The 16,867-nt window shown below is 73.1% G+C and carries 15 protein-coding genes; 10 read left to right on the top strand and 5 right to left on the bottom strand.

Annotated elements, in window-relative coordinates; all coding sequences use genetic code 11:
* Positions 1 to 20 precede the first annotated feature (20 nt).
* The 5 genes from JOE68_RS03880 to JOE68_RS03900 all read left to right on the top strand — a co-directional run bounded on the left by JOE68_RS03880 (position 21) and on the right by JOE68_RS03900 (position 5,757).
* Complete coding sequence (locus JOE68_RS03880; protein ID WP_204840974.1) at positions 21 to 899, top strand: M23 family metallopeptidase; 879 nt, start codon at positions 21 to 23, stop codon at positions 897 to 899.
* A 12-nt stretch (positions 900 to 911) separates the two neighbouring features.
* Positions 912 to 2,396, top strand: coding sequence for a sialidase family protein (locus JOE68_RS03885; protein WP_204840975.1), 1,485 nt, complete (start codon positions 912 to 914; stop codon positions 2,394 to 2,396).
* Between the two features lie 197 nt (positions 2,397 to 2,593).
* On the top strand, positions 2,594 to 3,505 hold the full coding sequence (locus tag JOE68_RS03890) for a LysR family transcriptional regulator (protein ID WP_204840976.1): 912 nt from the start codon (positions 2,594 to 2,596) through the stop codon (positions 3,503 to 3,505).
* Between the two features lie 106 nt (positions 3,506 to 3,611).
* Positions 3,612 to 4,370 carry an SDR family oxidoreductase gene (locus tag JOE68_RS03895; protein WP_204840977.1) on the top strand — a complete coding sequence of 253 codons (759 nt, stop codon included), beginning with the start codon at positions 3,612 to 3,614 and terminating at the stop codon, positions 4,368 to 4,370.
* Positions 4,371 to 4,800: 430 nt separating this feature from the next.
* On the top strand, positions 4,801 to 5,757 hold the full coding sequence (locus JOE68_RS03900) for an alpha/beta hydrolase family protein (RefSeq protein ID WP_239562122.1): 957 nt from the start codon (positions 4,801 to 4,803) through the stop codon (positions 5,755 to 5,757).
* Between the two features lie 50 nt (positions 5,758 to 5,807).
* Here the strand turns inward: JOE68_RS03900 and JOE68_RS03905 are convergent, their stop codons facing one another.
* The gene (locus JOE68_RS03905) at positions 5,808 to 6,809 is read right to left on the bottom strand and encodes a zinc-binding dehydrogenase (RefSeq protein ID WP_204840978.1); all 1,002 of its coding nucleotides are present in this window, start codon (positions 6,807 to 6,809) and stop codon (positions 5,808 to 5,810) included.
* A 707-nt stretch (positions 6,810 to 7,516) separates the two neighbouring features.
* Here JOE68_RS03905 and JOE68_RS03910 point away from each other — a divergent pair.
* The gene (locus JOE68_RS03910) at positions 7,517 to 8,008 is read left to right on the top strand and encodes a winged helix-turn-helix domain-containing protein (RefSeq protein ID WP_204840485.1); all 492 of its coding nucleotides are present in this window, start codon (positions 7,517 to 7,519) and stop codon (positions 8,006 to 8,008) included.
* Entirely contained in the window at positions 7,987 to 8,598 is a 612-nt protein-coding gene (locus JOE68_RS03915) for a transposase (RefSeq protein ID WP_307819415.1), read from the top strand. Before JOE68_RS03910 ends, JOE68_RS03915 begins: the two co-directional genes overlap by 22 nt.
* A 173-nt stretch (positions 8,599 to 8,771) precedes the next feature.
* On the opposite strand, the gene JOE68_RS03920 is transcribed toward JOE68_RS03915, so the two are convergent.
* From JOE68_RS03920 to JOE68_RS03935, 4 genes are read right to left on the bottom strand one after another with little or no spacing between them, the layout of a single operon-like run.
* Positions 8,772 to 9,947 carry a Gfo/Idh/MocA family protein gene (locus JOE68_RS03920; RefSeq protein ID WP_204840979.1) on the bottom strand — a complete coding sequence of 392 codons (1,176 nt, stop codon included), beginning with the start codon at positions 9,945 to 9,947 and terminating at the stop codon, positions 8,772 to 8,774.
* A 3-nt stretch (positions 9,948 to 9,950) separates the two neighbouring features.
* Positions 9,951 to 10,784: a carbohydrate ABC transporter permease gene (locus JOE68_RS03925; RefSeq protein ID WP_204840980.1), complete on the bottom strand. Its 834-nt coding sequence runs from the start codon at positions 10,782 to 10,784 to the stop codon at positions 9,951 to 9,953.
* Positions 10,777 to 11,757: a carbohydrate ABC transporter permease gene (locus JOE68_RS30865; RefSeq protein WP_204840981.1), complete on the bottom strand. Its 981-nt coding sequence runs from the start codon at positions 11,755 to 11,757 to the stop codon at positions 10,777 to 10,779. Before JOE68_RS30865 ends, JOE68_RS03925 begins: the two co-directional genes overlap by 8 nt.
* Positions 11,754 to 13,010 carry an ABC transporter substrate-binding protein gene (locus JOE68_RS03935; protein ID WP_204840982.1) on the bottom strand — a complete coding sequence of 419 codons (1,257 nt, stop codon included), beginning with the start codon at positions 13,008 to 13,010 and terminating at the stop codon, positions 11,754 to 11,756. Before JOE68_RS03935 ends, JOE68_RS30865 begins: the two co-directional genes overlap by 4 nt.
* Positions 13,011 to 13,618: 608 nt before the next feature.
* Between JOE68_RS03935 and JOE68_RS03940 the strand changes: the two genes are divergently transcribed.
* The 3 genes from JOE68_RS03940 to JOE68_RS03950 are packed head-to-tail and all read left to right on the top strand — an operon-like array spanning position 13,619 to position 16,817.
* Entirely contained in the window at positions 13,619 to 14,524 is a 906-nt protein-coding gene (locus JOE68_RS03940; RefSeq protein WP_307819504.1) for a glycoside hydrolase family 191 protein, read from the top strand.
* A 44-nt stretch (positions 14,525 to 14,568) separates the two neighbouring features.
* Positions 14,569 to 15,870 (top strand): nucleotide sugar dehydrogenase, encoded by a 1,302-nt coding sequence (locus JOE68_RS03945; protein ID WP_307820020.1) that lies wholly within the window; start codon positions 14,569 to 14,571, stop codon positions 15,868 to 15,870.
* Entirely contained in the window at positions 15,867 to 16,817 is a 951-nt protein-coding gene (locus JOE68_RS03950; RefSeq protein WP_204840984.1) for an NAD-dependent epimerase/dehydratase family protein, read from the top strand. Before JOE68_RS03945 ends, JOE68_RS03950 begins: the two co-directional genes overlap by 4 nt.
* Positions 16,818 to 16,867 lie beyond the last annotated feature (50 nt).

A 16,867-nucleotide genomic window follows, 5' to 3' on the forward strand; every position in this document is an offset into this window, starting at 1 on the left:
GACCGGGGAGGAAACCCACCATGAGGCTCGCAACCCTGGCCCTGGCCGCCGCGACGGCGCTGGCCGGCCTGGTGCTCACCGGCCCGCCCGCGTCGGCGGAACCGCTGTTCCAGCTGCCGTTCCCCTGCGGCCAGGTCTGGAACGGCGACAACGACGACAGCAGCGCGCACAAGTCCTACGAGATCGACTTCAACCGGGGCAGCTCCGGCAACGCCGACGAGGGCGACACCGTCCTCGCGGCGGCGAGCGGCAAGGTCGAGATCTCCGCGCACCAGGGCTCGACCAACCGCTTCGGCAACCTGGTCAAGATCGACCACGGCGGCGGCTGGTTCACCTACTACGCCCACCTGCGCGTGCGCAGCGTCAGCGCCGGGGAGCAGGTCGAGCAGGGGCAGAAGATCGGCGAGGTCGGCCGCACCAGCTCGCCGGGCAACAACATCATGGCCCACCTGCACTACGAGGTGCGCGTGCCGGGCACCTGGCCGGGCAACATCCGCCCCGCCTACTTCAACGGCGTGAAGTTCGGCTACCCCAACCAGAACGTCAGGTCGCACAACGACTGCGACGGCAACCCCTACGAGGCCAAGGACGTCTGCTCGGGCGCCGGCTACCGGGTGATCGACTCGGCGGCGCTGCCCGGTTCGGCGGGCACGGTGCACCTGCTCTACGACGCCACCACCGCCAAGAACTGCGTCGCCACCATCAAGGGCGCCTCGATCGGCGCCGCCAGCCCGACGTCGGCCTACCTGGAGGTGCAGGGGGCCGCCAGGCAGACCGACGAGGGCAGCTTCACCCACTACGCCGGACCGGTGAGCGCGCAAGCCGGTGACCGGTGCGTCAAGTGGGGCGGCTCGGTCGGCGACGCCCGGTACGACAGCGAGTTCGAGCACTGCGACTGAGGGGGACCGACGATGCGAGTGCTGACCGGGGCGGTGGTCGCGCTGACCGCCGCCTCGGCCGTCGGGGCGCTCCCGCCGGCCGAGGCGCGCGCCGCCAACGACGTGCCGAACACCGTGGTGTACCAGGAGAAGAGCGAGGGCTACGACTGCTTCCGCATCCCGGCGGTGGTCCGGGCGGGCAACGGCGACCTGCTCGCGTTCGCCGAGGGCCGCAACGGCGGCGACAGGTTCTGCAGCGACCTGGGCGACATCGACCTGGTCCTCAAGCGGTCCACCGACGGCGGCCGGACCTGGGGCCCGCTGAAGGTCGTCATCCAGGGCCACGGCGACACCAAGGGCAACCCGACGCCGATCGCCGTGCCCGGCACCGGCCGGGTCGTCCTGCTGTCGGTGATGCAGTGCCACACCAGCCCGGCGTGCGGTCGCGTCCCGCGGGTGTCGATCAGCGACGACAACGGCGCCACCTGGGGCGTGCCCAGGGTGCTCACCGAGCAGCTGGGCTTCCCGACCGCGCCGCGGTGGCTGGCCACCGGCCCGTCGCACGGCCTGGTCCTGACCAGGGGCGCGCACGCGGGCCGGCTGGTGGCCGGCATGAACCACCAGGTCGACGGCGGCGCCCACGGCTCGATCATCTACAGCGACGACCAGGGCGCGACCTGGCGGCGCGGCGCCACCGCACCGGGTGGCGCGGGCCTGATCCCGCAGGAGATCAGCCTGGTGGAACTGGTCGACGGCCGCCTCTACGCCGCGGCGCGCAACAACGCCAACCAGGACGACAAGTGCCTCGACGGCGGGCGGCGCAACCGCGCCTACGCCGTCAGCCCGGACGGCGGGGCGAGCTTCTCCACCGGCTTCGCCTTCGAGGAGGACCTGGTGACACCGGTCGTGCAGGCCGCCACGCTGCGGATGAGCGCGACCGACCGGGGCGGCTCGCACAACCGCGTGCTGTTCGCCGCGCCGGCCACCTGCGACCGCCGCAGGGAGCTGGTCGTGCGCTCGTCGTTCGACGAGGGCGGCAACTGGACGCCCGGGGCCGACGGCGTCCTGGTCTGGGACCAGGGCGCGGCCTACACCGACCTGGTCCAGCTCGGCGCCACCTCGGTGGGCGTGCTCTACGAGGCGGGTCCGGCCAACAACGCCAACGCCTCGATCCGCTGGTCGGTGGTCACCGAGACCGACCTCGGCGCACCGGTGTGCGGCAGCGGGTACCGGGTGGTGGACTCCGAGCGGCTGCCGGGCTCGGCCGGCACGGTGCACCTGTCCTACAACGCGGCCACCGGCGCCAACTGCGTGGCCACCACCAAGGCCGCGGAGGTGGGGACGGCGTCGCAGACCTCGGCCTTCCTGGAGGTCCGGGGCGCGGCCCGGCGCACCGATGCCGGCCGGTTCGGCTACTTCGCCGGCCCCGTCGTCGCGCCGGCGGCCGGGAAGTGCGTCCGGTGGGGCGGGAGCGTGGGCTCGGCGGCCTACGAGAGCCCGTTCGAGCACTGCGGCTGATCCGGCGGGAACGGACGAGCGCACGCCGCCTCGGGCAGGTGGCGTGCGCTCGTCCGTTCCCGCGCTCGTCCGTTCCCGCGCTCCCCCGCCGGCGGCAGTCCGCGTGCGACGGTCCACCACCACCGGCGGTCGGCTCGTCGCCCACAACCGCCGCGCGCAGCGGTCACAACGCGCGGTTGTGCCTCTATGGTCCGTGCGTGGATCTCAACGCCGTGCGCACCTTCGTAGTCGTTGCGGACACGGGCCGGTTCCAGGACGCGGCCACCGACCTCTCGGTCACCCAGCAGGCCGTCTCCAAGCGCGTCGCCGCACTGGAGAAGGACCTCGGCGTGCGGCTGCTCACCCGCACCGCGCGCGGGGCGCGGCTCACCGCCGACGGGCAGACCTTCCTGCCCCACGCACGCGACCTGCTGCGCGCGGCGGAGCGGGCGGCGTCCTCGGTGCGGCCCGACCGGCGGGCGCTGCGCGTCGACGTGATCGGCCGGCAGCTCCCGCCGGCGGGCCTGCTGCGCGACTTCCACCGCACCCACCCCGGCACCGCGCTGGACGTGGTCACCCTGTTCGACGCCGCCGGGGCGATCGACGCCGTCCGGTCCGGCGCGATCGACGCGACCTTCCGCGCCCTGACCGGGCCCGACCGGCTGCCCGGGTGCGTCGCGGCCCTGCCCGTCCTCGACGAGCCCCTCCAGCTGCTCACCGGGCCGGACCACGCGCTGGCCGCCGCCGCCGAGGTCGCGCCCGCCGACCTGGCCGGGCACCGCATCTGGATGCCCGGGAACGCCGCCGGCACCGAGTGGGCCGCCTACTACGACCGGTTCGCCGCCGCGTTCGGGCTCACCATCGACTCGCTGGGCCCCGACTTCGGCGTCGAGGCGCTGCTCGACGCGGTCGCCGCCGGCCCGACCGTGGCGACCCTCGTCGGCGAGCGCATCGAGTTCGCCGACCGCGGCCTGCGGCGCATCGCCCTGCGCGGCCCCACGCCGGTCTACCCGCACTCGCTGCTGTGGCGGACCGACAACCCGCACCCCGCGCTGGCGTCGCTGCGCGCCCACCTCTCCGCCACCCGGCCCGACCGGCCCCGCCGCGACACCTGGGCGCCGGGGCGGTAGCGACCGCCGGTGCTGAGACGTCGGTCACCGCTGGCCGGCGGGTGTCACGTCGCGGGCCCCCGCCCCGTCCACCTGTCACCGGACAGGACGGCAGGAGGAGCACACGGTGAAGGTCGCGGTAGTGGGAGCAGGCGGGCGGGTCGGGCGCGAGGTGGTCGACGTCCTGGCCGAGCGGGGGCAGGAGGTCGTGGGGATCAGCCGGACGGCCGGCGTCGACGTCCGGACCGGCGAGGGGCTCGCGGGGGCGCTGGCCGGGGTGGACGTGGTCGTGGACGCGCTGAGCACCCCCGACAGGGAGACCGAGGCGGTGACCGGGTTCTTCACCGAGGCGGCGCGCAACCTCCAGCGGGAGGCGGCGGCGGCCGGCGTGCGGCGGATCGTCCTGGTCTCCATCATCGGCATCGACGGGTTCGCGGGCGGGCACCAGGCCGGGAAGCTCGCCCAGGAGCGGGTGCTGCGGGAGGGGCCGGTGCCGGTGCGGATCGTGCGCGCCGCCCAGTTCCACGAGTTCCCCGGCATGGTGCTGGAGTGGACCACCCAGGGGTCCGTCGCGCGCGTCCCGGCGGCGCGCACGCAGCTGGTGGACATCCGCGCGGTCGCCGAGAAGCTCGTCGAGGTGGCCCTCGACGAGGGGGACGTGCCCGCGCTGATCGACATCGCCGGGCCGGAGGAGGTCCGGCTCGCCGACGCGGCGGCGGCGCTGGCCGCGCGGCGGGGCTTCCCGGAGCGCGTGGAGGAGTTCACCGACGAGAACGACCCGGACCTGGTGCTCCAGGCCGGCGGCGCGCTGCTGCCCGGACCGGGCGCGGTCCTCGCCGGGCAGTCCTTCGGCGAGTGGCTGGACCGGCACCACCCGGCCCGCTGACCCGCCGGGCGCCTGCGCCGCGGGGATGACGCCGGTCGCCCGTCATCCCCGCGCGGTACCCGGGGTGCCCCCGCCGACCGACGCGCCCGCGAGCCGGGCGCCCCTGGCGTTCACCGGGTCGGCGGCGACGGCCGCCGACCCGGTGACCGAGGGAGACCGACGATGACCACACCCGCGAACCCGCCGCGCCGCCGCGCCGCCGCCGCCCGGTCGGCGCTCCGGCGCGGTGGCGCGGCCGCCGTCGCCGGCCTGCTGCTGGTGACGGCGGGGGCCGCCGGCGCGGCCGCGGCCACGCCGGACCGGGCGCGGGCCGGCGTGCCGCGCCTGCCCGCGCCGACCGGCCCGCACGCGGTCGGCCGGACGGTGCTGCACCTGACCGACACCTCCCGGCCCGACCCGTGGGTGCCCGGGGTCCGCGGCGCGGGAGCTGATGGTGTCGGTGTGGTACCCGGCGGAGCGCTCCGCCGGCCCGCGGGCGCGGTTCATGACGCCGGCGGAGTCGGAGCTGCTGCTCGCGCGGGGCGGGGTGACCGGTGTGCCGCCCGACGTGCTGAGCACGACGCGGACCAACGCGGTCGAGGGCGCGCGGCCGGTGGGCCGCCGGCACGGCCTGCCGCTGGTCGTGCTCTCGCCCGGCTTCACCAAACCCCGCGCCACGCTGACCTCCCTGGCCGAGGACCTGGCGAGCCGGGGCTACGCGGTGGTCGGCGTCGACCACACCCACGAGAGCGTCGGCACGTCCTTCCCGGACGGGCGGGTCGCCACCTGCGCGGCCTGCGCGGTGCCGCACGACCCGGCGTTCCGGGAGGAGCTGGTGGCGGGCCGGGTGGCCGACACGTCCTTCGTGCTCGACGAGCTGACCGGGCCGCGCCCGCCGTGGCCGGACGCCTGGCGGCTCGACCCGGCCCGGATCGCGGTGGCCGGCCACTCCGCCGGCGGCGCGAGCGCCCTCGCCGCCCTGGCGGGCGACCCCCGCGTCCGGGCCGGCGTCGACGTCGACGGCAGCACGACCGCGCCGCTGCCGGCCGGCGGCGTGGCCCGGCCGTTCCTGTTCCTGGGCAGGCGGTCCCAGCACACCCCGGGCAGCGGCCCGGCGGCCGGGACGTGGGAGCGCGACTGGGCCCACCTGACCGGGTGGAAGCGCTGGCTGGTCGTGACGGGCGCCGAGCACGCCTCGTTCACCGACGTCGGGCTGGTGGGCGAGCAGCTCGGCCTGGACCTCGGCGCGGACCTGCCCGCCGCCCGCGCCTCGGAGATCACCCGCGCCTACACCGGCGCGTTCCTCGACCGGCGCCTGCGCGGCCGGCCGCAACCCCTGCTGGACCGGCCGTCGCCGCGCCACCCCGAGGTCGGGTTCTGCGCGGTCGAGGCCGGGGCCTGCGGGTAGCGGACCGGGAGGGGGAGGGCCCCGGGCGCGGACCGGTGACCGGTCCGCGCTCAGGGCTCGAGCACCAGGCGGATGGGGTCGCCCTCCTTGCGGATCAGCCGGTCGACGGCCTCCTGCGCCCGGTCCAGGGGCAGCACGTCGGAGATGGAGCGGCCGAACTCCACCCGGCCGTGCGCGACCAGGTTCACCAGTTCGGTGAGGTGCACCGGCTCCGAGCCGTAGTGGCCGCGCACCTGCTGCTGGAAGTAGCTGAACGCGGTGCCGTTGCTGATGGTCAGCGGCTTGTTCGTCAGCCCCACCAGCACCAGCCGCCCGCGCGCGTCCAGGCACGCCACCGCCTGCTCCCGCACCGCGGCCACCCCGGCGAAGTCGAACGCGACCGCCAGCCCCCGGCCGCCGGTCGCCTCCCGCACCTGCCGCGGCAGCTCCGCGTCCGCCGGGTCGAGGGCCAGGTCCGCGCCGAACGCCACCGCGCGCTCCCGGGCCGCCGGCAACGGGTCGACGGCGATCACCGGGGCCGCGCCCACCAGCCGCAGCAGCTGGACGGCGTGCGCGCCCAGCCCCCCGGCGCCCCACACCCCGACCGCCTCCGCCGGCCGCACCTGCCCGGTGGCGGTGATCGCCGCCCACGGCGTGCTCACCGCGTCGGGCAGGATCGCCGCCTGATCGAAGGGCAGGCTGTCCGGGATGGGGATGACCGTGTCGGCCGCGGCGAGCGCGTACTGCGCCCACCCCCCGTCGTAGTCCACACCGCGCGTGTAGATGACGCCCTCGCGCTCTTCACCGGCTTGCAGCAGCACCCGCTGCCCTTCGGCCAGGGTCGTCACACCGGGACCCAGGGCCTCCACGGTGCCCGCGACCTCGTGGCCGAGGGTGACCGTGTCACCGGCCAGGAACAGCGGCGCGAGGCTGCCGTCGATGAGGTGCACGTCGGACAGGCACACGCCCGCGGCGGCCACCTCGATGCGCACCTGCCCCGGCCCCGGCTCCGGCGTCGGCACCTCCTCCATCGCCAACGAGCGCGTCTTGACGTTCAACCGGGCAGCCAACATGAGCACTCCTCGGCGGACCAACCTGCGGAACCGGACTGCTCCGTCCTACTTTCCCCGGCAGGCACCCGCAACAGGAGACGGGATGACTGCACCCAGGGTCACCACACTTTCAGCCCGACCCACGAAGGAGTGGCGCACCCGACGCACCCCCCACAAAGCGGCAGCGCACCCAGCGCGCACCCCACAAAGCGGCAGCGCACCCAGTGCGCACACCGGTCGCTTCGTGTTCTCCTCCCCGTACGGCCTGGGCGCAGCCCAATCAGATTTGTCCGGGGGTGTCAAGCACGCTTTACCGCTTGACACCCCCGGACAAATCTGATTGCCTTCGGCAGGCCGTACGGGGAGGAGAACACGACCGCCCTTTCTTTTCCTCCTCCTTGGGGGCCTCTCGGCCGCTCTTCTTACTGAGATCGCGCACCGATCCAGGTGATATTAGGTACTGTACCGATCGAGGCTGAAGAGCTTTAAAGAGTCCTCGCCGGACAGGCAGGCCGCCAAGGAGAATGAAAAGAAACAGCGGTCGTGTTCCCCCCGCATGGCCTGTCTAAAGACGACCATGCTTTTCCTGGGGGTGCAAGCGAAAAGCGTGCTTGCACCCCCAGGAAAAGCATGGTAGCCCTCCGGGCAGGCCATACTGATCTTCAATTGTTGGGGTCTGTGGTGGCTTGTGTCGGTGGGTGGGGCTGTCCCGGGGGTACCCGTGGGGTATGCGCTATCCCGATGGTGGTGGCCTGACCGGACGGGAACGGGCCCGACGTGAGGCGGTGCGGATGCAGGCCGCCGACTGGTTCGAGCGTGGTGTGGGCGCCTGCGAGGTCGCTCGTGGTCTGCGGGTGTCGACCAAGTCCGCCTATGCCTGGCGGCGTTTGTGGCGTGCCGGGGGCCGGCAGGCCCTGCGCTCCAGGGGGCCGGGCGGGCCGGACTGCCGTCTGGACCGGGCCCGGCTCGACCGGCTGGTCCAGGCCCTGGAGCAGGGGCCGGCCGCCCACGGGTACACCGAGGATCGACGCTGGACCCTGGCCAGGGTCGCGGAGCTGGTCGCGCGGTTGTTCGCGGTGCGCTACACCCCGGCCGGGATGTCGCTGGTGCTGCACCGCATCGGTTACAGCCCCCAGGTGCCGGCCCGGCGGGCCGACCGCCGTGACGAGGCCGCGGTCACCGCCTGGCGGCGGGAGTCGTGGGCGCGGGGAAAACCCTAGCCGCGGACCTGGGCGCCTGGTTGTGCTTCGAGGACGAGACCGGCTGCAACACCCGCCCGCACAAGGCCCGCACCTGGGCAAGGCGCGGCCACACCCCGGTCCTGCCCTACTGGGCCGGTTCCCAGGGTCGGATCTCGGTGGCCGGCCTGCTCTGCGTCAAACCCGGCGAACGCACCCGGCTGCTGCACCGGGTGCTCGTGCACCACCGCCGCCGCAGCCCGCCGGCCCCGCGCAGCTTCCTCGAGCGGCACTACCTCGCGCTGCTGGACGACGCCCACCGTCGCCTGGGCGGCCCGATCGTGCTGATCTGGGACAACCTCGACCGGCACATCAGCGCCCGGATACGGCCCGCCCTCGCCGCCCGGGACTGGCTGCACGTGATCCGACTACCCGCCTACGCCCCGGAACTCAACCCGGTGGAAGGGGTGTGGTCACACCTCAAACGCGGTCTGGCCAACCTCGCCCCCGTCGGTCTGAACGACCTGGTCCCGATCGTGCGCCGCCGACTCCGCCTCATCCGGAACCGGCCCGACCTGCTCGACGGATTCCTCGCCCACACCGGCCTGACCCTCACCCCCGAACCAACCTGACCCCAACAATTGAAGATCAGTACGGGGAGAACACGAAGGCACCGGTCTGCACGGGGCGTGCCGAAAACCCCAAAGCTCACGAGTTCGGATCGGGCCGTAGGTGGGCGGTGGGTGGGGATGGTCGCGCGGGCCGCGGTGGGCAGTGGGGGCGCGGCGGCCCGCGCGAGTCGGGGTTACCGCTCCTGGCCGCCCGCGTAGTAGTCCCGCAGGTCGGCCGGCACCGCAGGGATCTCGACGGGCACGCCGCCCGAGCGCAGTGACTCCGTGGCCGCGCAGCCCGTGGCCACAGCTTCCCGCGCGGCGACCGGAGAGGTGAGCGTCTCGCCGCCCTCCCGCACGAACCGGAGGAACTCCGCCACGATCCCGGGGTCGGCGCCGCCGTGGCCGCCTTCCGCGGCGGCGACCGGCACGACGAGGTCGGCCGGGGCGTGCCCGCGGTGGCGGCGGTTCCACACGTGGACCGTCGCGTCGGACGTGTCGCCGATGTTCTCCAGCCGGCCCTCGGTGCCGATCACCGTGTAGTTGCGCCAGTAGTCGGGCGTGTAGTGGCACTGCTCGTAGGAGGCCAGCACGCCGTTGTCCAGCGCCATGTTGACCATGCTCAGGTCCTCGACGTCGATCACGGGGTGGAGCCCGGTCTGCGCCAGCGGCGGCCAGGTGTCCAGCACGTGGCTCGCCTTGTACTCCGAGAACGGCGCGACCGGCGCGCGGTCGGTCACGCGGTCGTACAGGGTGAGCGCGCCCATCGCGTTGACCCGCCTGGTGTAGCCGCCGGCCAGCCAGTGGATCACGTCGATGTCGTGGGCGGCCTTCTGCAGCAGCAGGCCGGTCCCCTTGGCGCGCTCGGCGTGCCAGTCCTTGAAGTAGTAGTCGCCGCCGTGGCCGACGAAGTGCCTGCACCACACGGCTTTCACCTCGCCGATGGCGCCGTCGCCGATCAGCTCGCGCATCGTCCGGACCACCGGCATGTGCCGCATGTTGTGCCCGATGTAGAGCTTCACCCCGGCCTCGCGCGCCCGGTCGAGCAGCACGTCGCACTGCTCCAGCGTGATCGCCAGCGGCTTCTCCAGGTACACCGGCACGCCCGCCTCGAACGCCGCGAGCGCGTGGTCGAAGTGCAGGTGGTCCGGGCTGAGCACGAACACCGCGTCCAGCCCGGCCGCCAGCACCTCGGCGGCGTCGTCGGTGACCAGCGCGCCCGGCCCGAAGTCGGCCGCGGCCGTCTCCCGGCGCTCCGGCCGGGGGTCGGCCACCGCGACCACCGCCGAGCCCTCGCCCGGCCGGTGGGCGTGGTGCGCCAACGGCCCGCGCAGCCCGTAGCCGACGACTCCGACCCGCAGGTCCTCCATGCCCTACCCCTTCGTTCCGGTGAAGGCGATGCCTTCGAGGACCCGGCGCTGCATGACGACGAACACCGCGATGACCGGCAGCGTGGCCAGCAGCGACCCCGCCATCAGCACCGGGTAGTCGGTCAGGTGCTCGCCCTTGAGCGTGGCGAGCCCGGCCGAGAGCGTCATCTTCTCCGGGTCGTTGTTGGCCACCAGCGGCCACAGCAGGTCGTTCCACGACCACAGCACGGTGAGGATGCCCAGCGCCACCAGGCCCGGCCGGGCCAGCGGCAGCATGACGTGCCAGTAGATGCGCAGCGGGTTCGCGCCGTCCAGCGCCGCGGCCTCCTCCAGGTCCTTGGGCAGGGACAGGAAGAACTGCCGCAGCAGGAACGTGCCGAACGCGCTGAACATGCCCGGCACGATCAGCGCCGCCAGGGAGTTCAGCCAGCCCAGCTCCTGCATGATCTGGTACTGCGGGATCAGGAACAGCTGGCTCGGCACCATCAGCACCGACAGGAACAGCAGGAAGAACGCGTCCCGGCCGGGGAACTGCAGCCGCGCGAACGCGTAGGCCGCCATCGAGCACATCAGCAGCTGCCCGGCGGTGCGCCCGACCGTCATCAGCACCGTGTTCAGGAACTGCTGCCCGAACGGGATCGCCTCGAACACCTTGCCGTAGTTGGACCAGTCCCAGGTCTCCGGCAGGATCGTCGGCGGCATCCGCACCGACTCGCCGAACGACTTCACCGAGGTGAGGAACTCCCACAGCAGGGGCGCGACCATGACCAGGGCGCCGACCACGAGCACGACGTGCACGTGCCAGGTGGGGTGGCGCCGATCGACCCGGCTAGGCATAGTGCACCCACTTCTTCTGCGCCCGGAACTGGATGGCGGTCAGCACCAGGATCACCAGCAGCAGCACGAACGCCACGGCCGCCGCGTAGCCCTTGTCGTTGTCCACGAACGCCCGTTCGTAGAACAGGAACACGATCGTCTTGTTCTCGTCGATCGCCGGGTTGCGCAGCGCGGAGCTGTTCGTGCCCAGCATCAGGTAGATCACGTCGAACACCTGCAGCGCGCCGATGGAGGTCAGCACGGTGATGAAGAACGCGGTGGGGCTGAGCATCGGCAGCGTGATGGAGAAGAACTGCCGGATGCGGCCCGCGCCGTCCAGCTCGGCGGCCTCGTAGTAGTCGCGCGGGATGCCGTTGAGGCCGGCCGCGAAGATCACCATGTTGTAGCCGACGGTCATCCAGATGCCCACGACGACCGTGGCGTACAGGGCGAAGCGCGGGTCGGCCACCCAGTGCTGCCCGCTGATGCCGAACAGCGAGAGCACGTAGTTGACCAGGCCGAGGTCGCCGTTGTAAAGCCACCGCCACACCATGCCCACCGCGGCGGGCATGGTGACCACGGGCAGGAAGTACAGCACCCGGTACACCGGCGCGCCGCGCAGGCCGGGCGTGTTGATCAGCGCGGCGAGCACCAGCGAGACGGGGACGCCGAGCAGCACCAGGCCCGCGTAGACCAGCGTGTTCTTCAGCGCCTTGAGCACTTCCGGGTCGCCCAGCAGCTTCGCGTAGTTCTCCAGGCCCACCCACCGGTGGCCGCCGAACGCGCCCCACTCGGTGAAGCTGAAGTACAGGGTCTGGAACACCGGCCAGATGTAGAAGGCCAGCAGGCCCAGGCCGGTCGGCGCGATGAAGGCCAGGCCCCACAGCCACTCCCGCCGCCCGGCGATGCCGGTGGGCCGGGACCTGCGCCGGGGTCCGCGCGCGGCGGGCGCTTCCGCCGCCGCGGCCACGGGCTGCTCCGCGACGGCGGTCACTTCTCGTTGCCCAACTCGGCGTCCACTGCCTCGGCCAGCGACCTGGCGACCTCCGCGACGTCCTGCTCACCCGACCACGCCTTGAGCAGCGACTCCTCGGTCTTCTTCGTCCACGCCGCGGTGTTCTTGGAGCGCGGCAGCGGCACCGAGTCGGGCACCTGGTCCAGGAACGACTGGAGCCGGTACTGCGGCATCGCCTTGAGCCAGCCCTCCTGCGTGCCGTCGTGGGCGGAGATCACCGCGCCGGTCTCGGCCTGGATGCGCTGCGCCTCCCGGGACCCGGCGAACACCGCGAACTGCGCGGCCTGCTCGGGGTGCTCGGACTTCGCGTAGACCACGTTGGACAGGCCGTGGATGACGACGGCCTCCTGCTTGCCCCTGGGCAGCGGCGCGACGTCCACCTTGCCGGTCAGGTCGGCGTTCTTGGCGAACCCGACGGCCTCCCACGAGCCGCCGTAGTACATCGCGACCTTGCCGGAGGAGAACATCTGCGCGGGCTCGGTGTCCGACATCTGCTGGACGGTCGGCGACACCTTGTCCTTGTTGATCAGGTCGACCCAGAACCGCAGGCCCTCGATCGTCGCCGGGTCGCCGAAACCGGACTTCTTCCCGTCCGGCGCGATGACCGAGCCGCCGGCCTGGAAGATCGTGTTGTAGTAGTTGGCCTGCGAGTCGGCCGCCGCGGCGATCCCGTACTGCCCCTTGGCCGGGTCGGTCAGCTTCCGCGCGGCCTCGCGCAGGTCGTCCCACGTCCAGTCCGCGGTCGGGTGGGCCACGCCGGCCGCGTCGAACAGCGCCTTGTTGTACCAGAGGCCGATCGTGTCGAAGTCCTTGGGCAGGCCGTACTTCTTGTCCTCGAAGGTGTAGAGGTCGACCAGCTGCCGGGGGTAGGCCCCGGTGTCGACCCCGGCGGCGGCGATCTGCTCGTCCAGCGGCAGCAGCACGCCCTGCGAGGCGTAGAGCTGGAACCGGGGGCCGTTCATCCAGAACACGTCGGGGGCGCTGCCGCCGGTGACCGCCGTCTGGAGCTTGGTCCAGTACTCCTTGTTGGAGGTGAGCTGGACCTTCACGTCGACGTCCGGGTGGGACTTCTCGAACTCGGCCGCGATCTTCTCCATCGCGGGCACCTGCTCCTTGTCCCAGACCGCGTAGGTGAGGGTGACGGGCCCGTCCGAGGACGCCGCGCCGCCACAGGCGCCGGCTCCCAGGACGGCCACCGCCGCCAGGGCCACCTTCCACCAACGATTGCTCATCCAGACTCCTCGCGCTGCTCTGCGCCGCCGGCCGTGACACTGCCGACCGGGGTCGACAGCCGTTGCGATGGAGCGGACACTACGTGCGCAATGTTGCTCAGTCAACGGCGGTTTGAGACATCTTCGAGCAAGTCATCCACCGCCGACTGCAATGACACGGCCGAACGGACCAGTCCTGTTGTAGTCCTCCGCCCCGCGCGGCAGCCGGTCGACCCCCCGAGCCCGCCGACCCGACAGCGGACGGCACCGGAGCGGTGTCCGGGCGTGACGGGAAGGGCCCGGCGGGCGGCGCCGAACGGGCACGGCGGACGGCGCCGGGCGGCGCGGGGCGGGCACGGCGGGCGGCGGGCGGCCGGGCGCGGGCAGCGACGCCCGCCGCGTCGCGGCGAGCCGTTCCGCAGAAATCGGGCATTGCGCCGACCGGGCGCGCCGGGCGCGCCGGATTGCGGTTCACCGAAAGCCGCGAAGTCGGGTATTCCGGTTCACCTGTCATTGGATCATAAATTGTCCGCACCCGGTTCCCGTACCGCCGTGCGGGCCCGGTGAACGGCGTCCTGCTCCGCTCAACGGCGCATTGCCGGACCAACGCCCGCCGGTACTGTGTAGCCGTGGCGGATCGCCGTTTCCTCCCCCTTCTCCTGGCCCTGCTCACCGGAGTGGTCGGCTGCCACCCGGGACCGCCGGCGCCGCCCATTCCGACCGGATCGGGCGGCGGGCTGGTCTACCAGCTCCAGGGGTACGCGGACGGGCGGCTGGACGCGGTGGCCGGCGCGTCGGCCCGGTTCGCCGTGATCGACCTCGCGCGCGACGGCGGGGACTCCTACTTCACCCCGGCGGAGATCGCCCGGGTGAGGGAGTCGGGCACAACGGTGCTCGCCTACTTCGAGATCGGCTCGATCGAGTCGTTCCGCCCGGACTTCGCCGAGGTCCGCGCCGACCCGGCCGACCTGCTGCTCAACGAGTGGCCGAGCTGGCCCGGCGAGCACTTCGTCCGCTACTGGGAGCCGAGCTGGTGGGAGGTGGCCGTCCGGCCACGGCTGGACCGCGCCCTGGCCGCCGGCTTCGACGGCGTCTACCTGGACACGCCGCTGGCCTACGAGGAGATCGACCTGGGCCTGCTCGACGGCGAGGGGCGCGACGAGCTGGGCCGCCGGATGGTCGACCTGCTGGTCCGGGTCAGCGAGCACGTCGAGCGCGCCCGGCCGGGCTTCCTGGTCTTCCCGCAGAACTCGCCGGAACTGCTGCGCCACCCCGGCTACCTGGCCGCGGTGGACGGCATCGGCCTGGAGGAGCTGTTCTACGAGGCCACCGACCGGCCGTGCTCGGCGGATTACTGCCGGAGCAACCTCGCAGCCACCAGGGAGCTGCGGAAAGCCGGGAAGACGGTGTTGGCGGTGGACTACGCGACCGATCCGGAGAACGTCGCGATCGCCTGCCGCCGCTATCGCGAGGAAGGGTTCGAGGGGTATGTGACGGTACGCGCGCTGGACCGGATCAGCGCGCCGTGCCGGTGACCGCGCAAAAGCACCGGACGGACAAGGAGCGGAATGTGACGGACGTGTCGCCCGAATTGCGTCGGGTCGGAATAGTCGGAATGGGTTACGTCGGCCTGACCCTGGCCGCCGCGATGGCCCGGCGGGGGTACGAGGTGCACGGCGTCGACACCCAGTCCGCCGTGCTGGACTCGCTGTCGCGGGGCCGTCCGCACATCTTCGAGCCCGGCGTCGAGGAGGTCTTCGGCGAGTGGGTCGGCAAGCGCATCTTCCTGTCGCCGGAGCTGCCCGACAACGGGGTGGACGCGGCGGTCATCTGCGTCTCCACGCCGGTGGACCAGGCCGGGCACGAGCCGTACCTGGACAACCTGGCCGCCGCCGCCGAGCAGATCGCGAAGCGGTGCTCGCCGGACACCCTGGTGGTGGTGCGCAGCACGGTCCCGGTCGGCGCGACCCGGTCGGTCGTGCTGCCCCGCCTGGTCGACGCGTGGGGCTCGGCCCGGCTGGTGATGGCGCCCGAGCGCACCATCCAGGGCCAGGCGCTGCGCGAGCTGGTCGAGCTGCCGCAGGTCGTCGGCGGCCTGGACGCGGAGAGCCTGCGGCTGGGCGTCGAGCTGTTCGGCGGGCTGTCGAGCCAGGTCGTGCCGGTGTCCGGGCTGGAGACCGCCGAGCTGGTCAAGCTGACCAACAACTGCCACACCGACGTGATCTACTCCTTCGGCAACGAGGTCGCCCGGCTGACCGAGCGGCTGGGCCTGGACCCGCTGGAGGTGATCCGGGCGACCAACCTGGACTACCCCCGGCCCGACATCGCCAAGCCGGGCTACGTCGGCGGCGGCTGCCTGTCCAAGGACCCCTACATCCTGCTCTCCAGCGCCGAGCGGGCCGGGTACCCGCTGCCGCTGATCCGCGCGGCCCGCGAGGTCAACGAGGAGACCCCGGTGCACGTCGCCGGCCGGGTGGTCGACCTGATGGCGCAGACCGGCGGCCGGACGCTGCTGGTGCTGGGCTGGGCCTACAAGGGCTGGCCGCCCACCGACGACATGCGCGGCACGCCGATCGCGTCGATGATGCCCGCGTTCACCGCCGCCGGGCTGCGGGTGCTCGGGCACGACCCGCTGGTCCCCGACGACGTGGTCCGCGGCTACGGCGGCGAGCCGGTCGGGCTGGCCGACGGGTTCGCGGCGGCCGACGCGGTGCTGGTGATCACCGACCACCCGGAGTACCGGGGGCTGGACGTCGACGCCGTGCTGCCGGGGTCGAACGTCCGCCTGGTCTACGACTCGTGGCGCGTGCTCGACGGCGACCGGGTCGCCGGGCACGGCGTGCGCTACGCCGGCCTGGGCTACGAGCGGGGCGAGCGGTGAGGGCGCTGCTGCTGGGTGGCGCCGGGTTCATCGGCGTGCACCTGGCCCGGCGGCTGCTGGCCGACGGCCACGAGGTCGGCATCGTGGACGACTTCTCGCGCGGGCGGGACGACCCGGAGCTGGCGGCGCTGGACGTGCCGGTGTTCTCCGCCGACCTCACCGACCCGGCGGCGCTCGCGGCCGTCCCCGGCGACTACGACCACGTCTACCTGCTGGCCGCGGTGGTCGGCGTGCGCAACGTCGAGCGCGACCCGGAGCGGGTGATCCGGGTCAACACCCTGGCCGTGCTCAACGCGCTGGCGTGGGTGAAGCCGCACCAGAAGCTGTTCTTCGCCTCCACCAGCGAGACCTACGCGGGCGGGGTGACCGCGGGAGTGGTGCCGGTGCCCACGCCCGAGACCGTCCCGCTGGTGGTGCAGGACGTCACCGCGCCGAGGTTCGCCTACGGCATCAGCAAGATGCTCGGCGAGGCCGCGGTGGTGCACGCCGGGCGGGCCAAGGGCGTGCCGGTCGTGGTCGGCCGGTTCCACAACGTCTACGGCCCCCGGATGGGCGCGGACCACGTCATCCCCGAGCTGTCGCTGCGGGCGATCCGGCAGGAGGACCCGTTCCGGGTCTACGGCGCGGACCAGTTCCGGGCGTTCTGCCACGTGGACGACGCGGTGGACGCGGTGGTGCGGCTGATGGCCGCCGACGACGCGGCCGGCCGCATCGTGCACATCGGCAACGACTCGGTGGAGACCAACATCGGCGAGCTGACCGAGCTGGTGCTCAAGGTGGCCGGGCACGCGCCGCGGCTGGAGCACGTGCCCGCGCCGCAGGGCTCGGTGCACCGGCGGTGCCCCGACCTCACCGCGCTGCGGGAGCTGACCGGCTTCGAGCCGGCCGTGTCGCTGGAGGACGGGGTCCGGCGGACCTTCGAGTGGTACCGCGACAACTGGGCGTGAGGTCCCGGGTGGGTGGAAAGGTCGTCGTCACGGCCGTTCCACCCACTCAC

This window comes from Saccharothrix algeriensis (assembly GCF_016907655.1).
In the GTDB taxonomy this organism is placed as follows: domain Bacteria; phylum Actinomycetota; class Actinomycetes; order Mycobacteriales; family Pseudonocardiaceae; genus Actinosynnema; species Actinosynnema algeriense.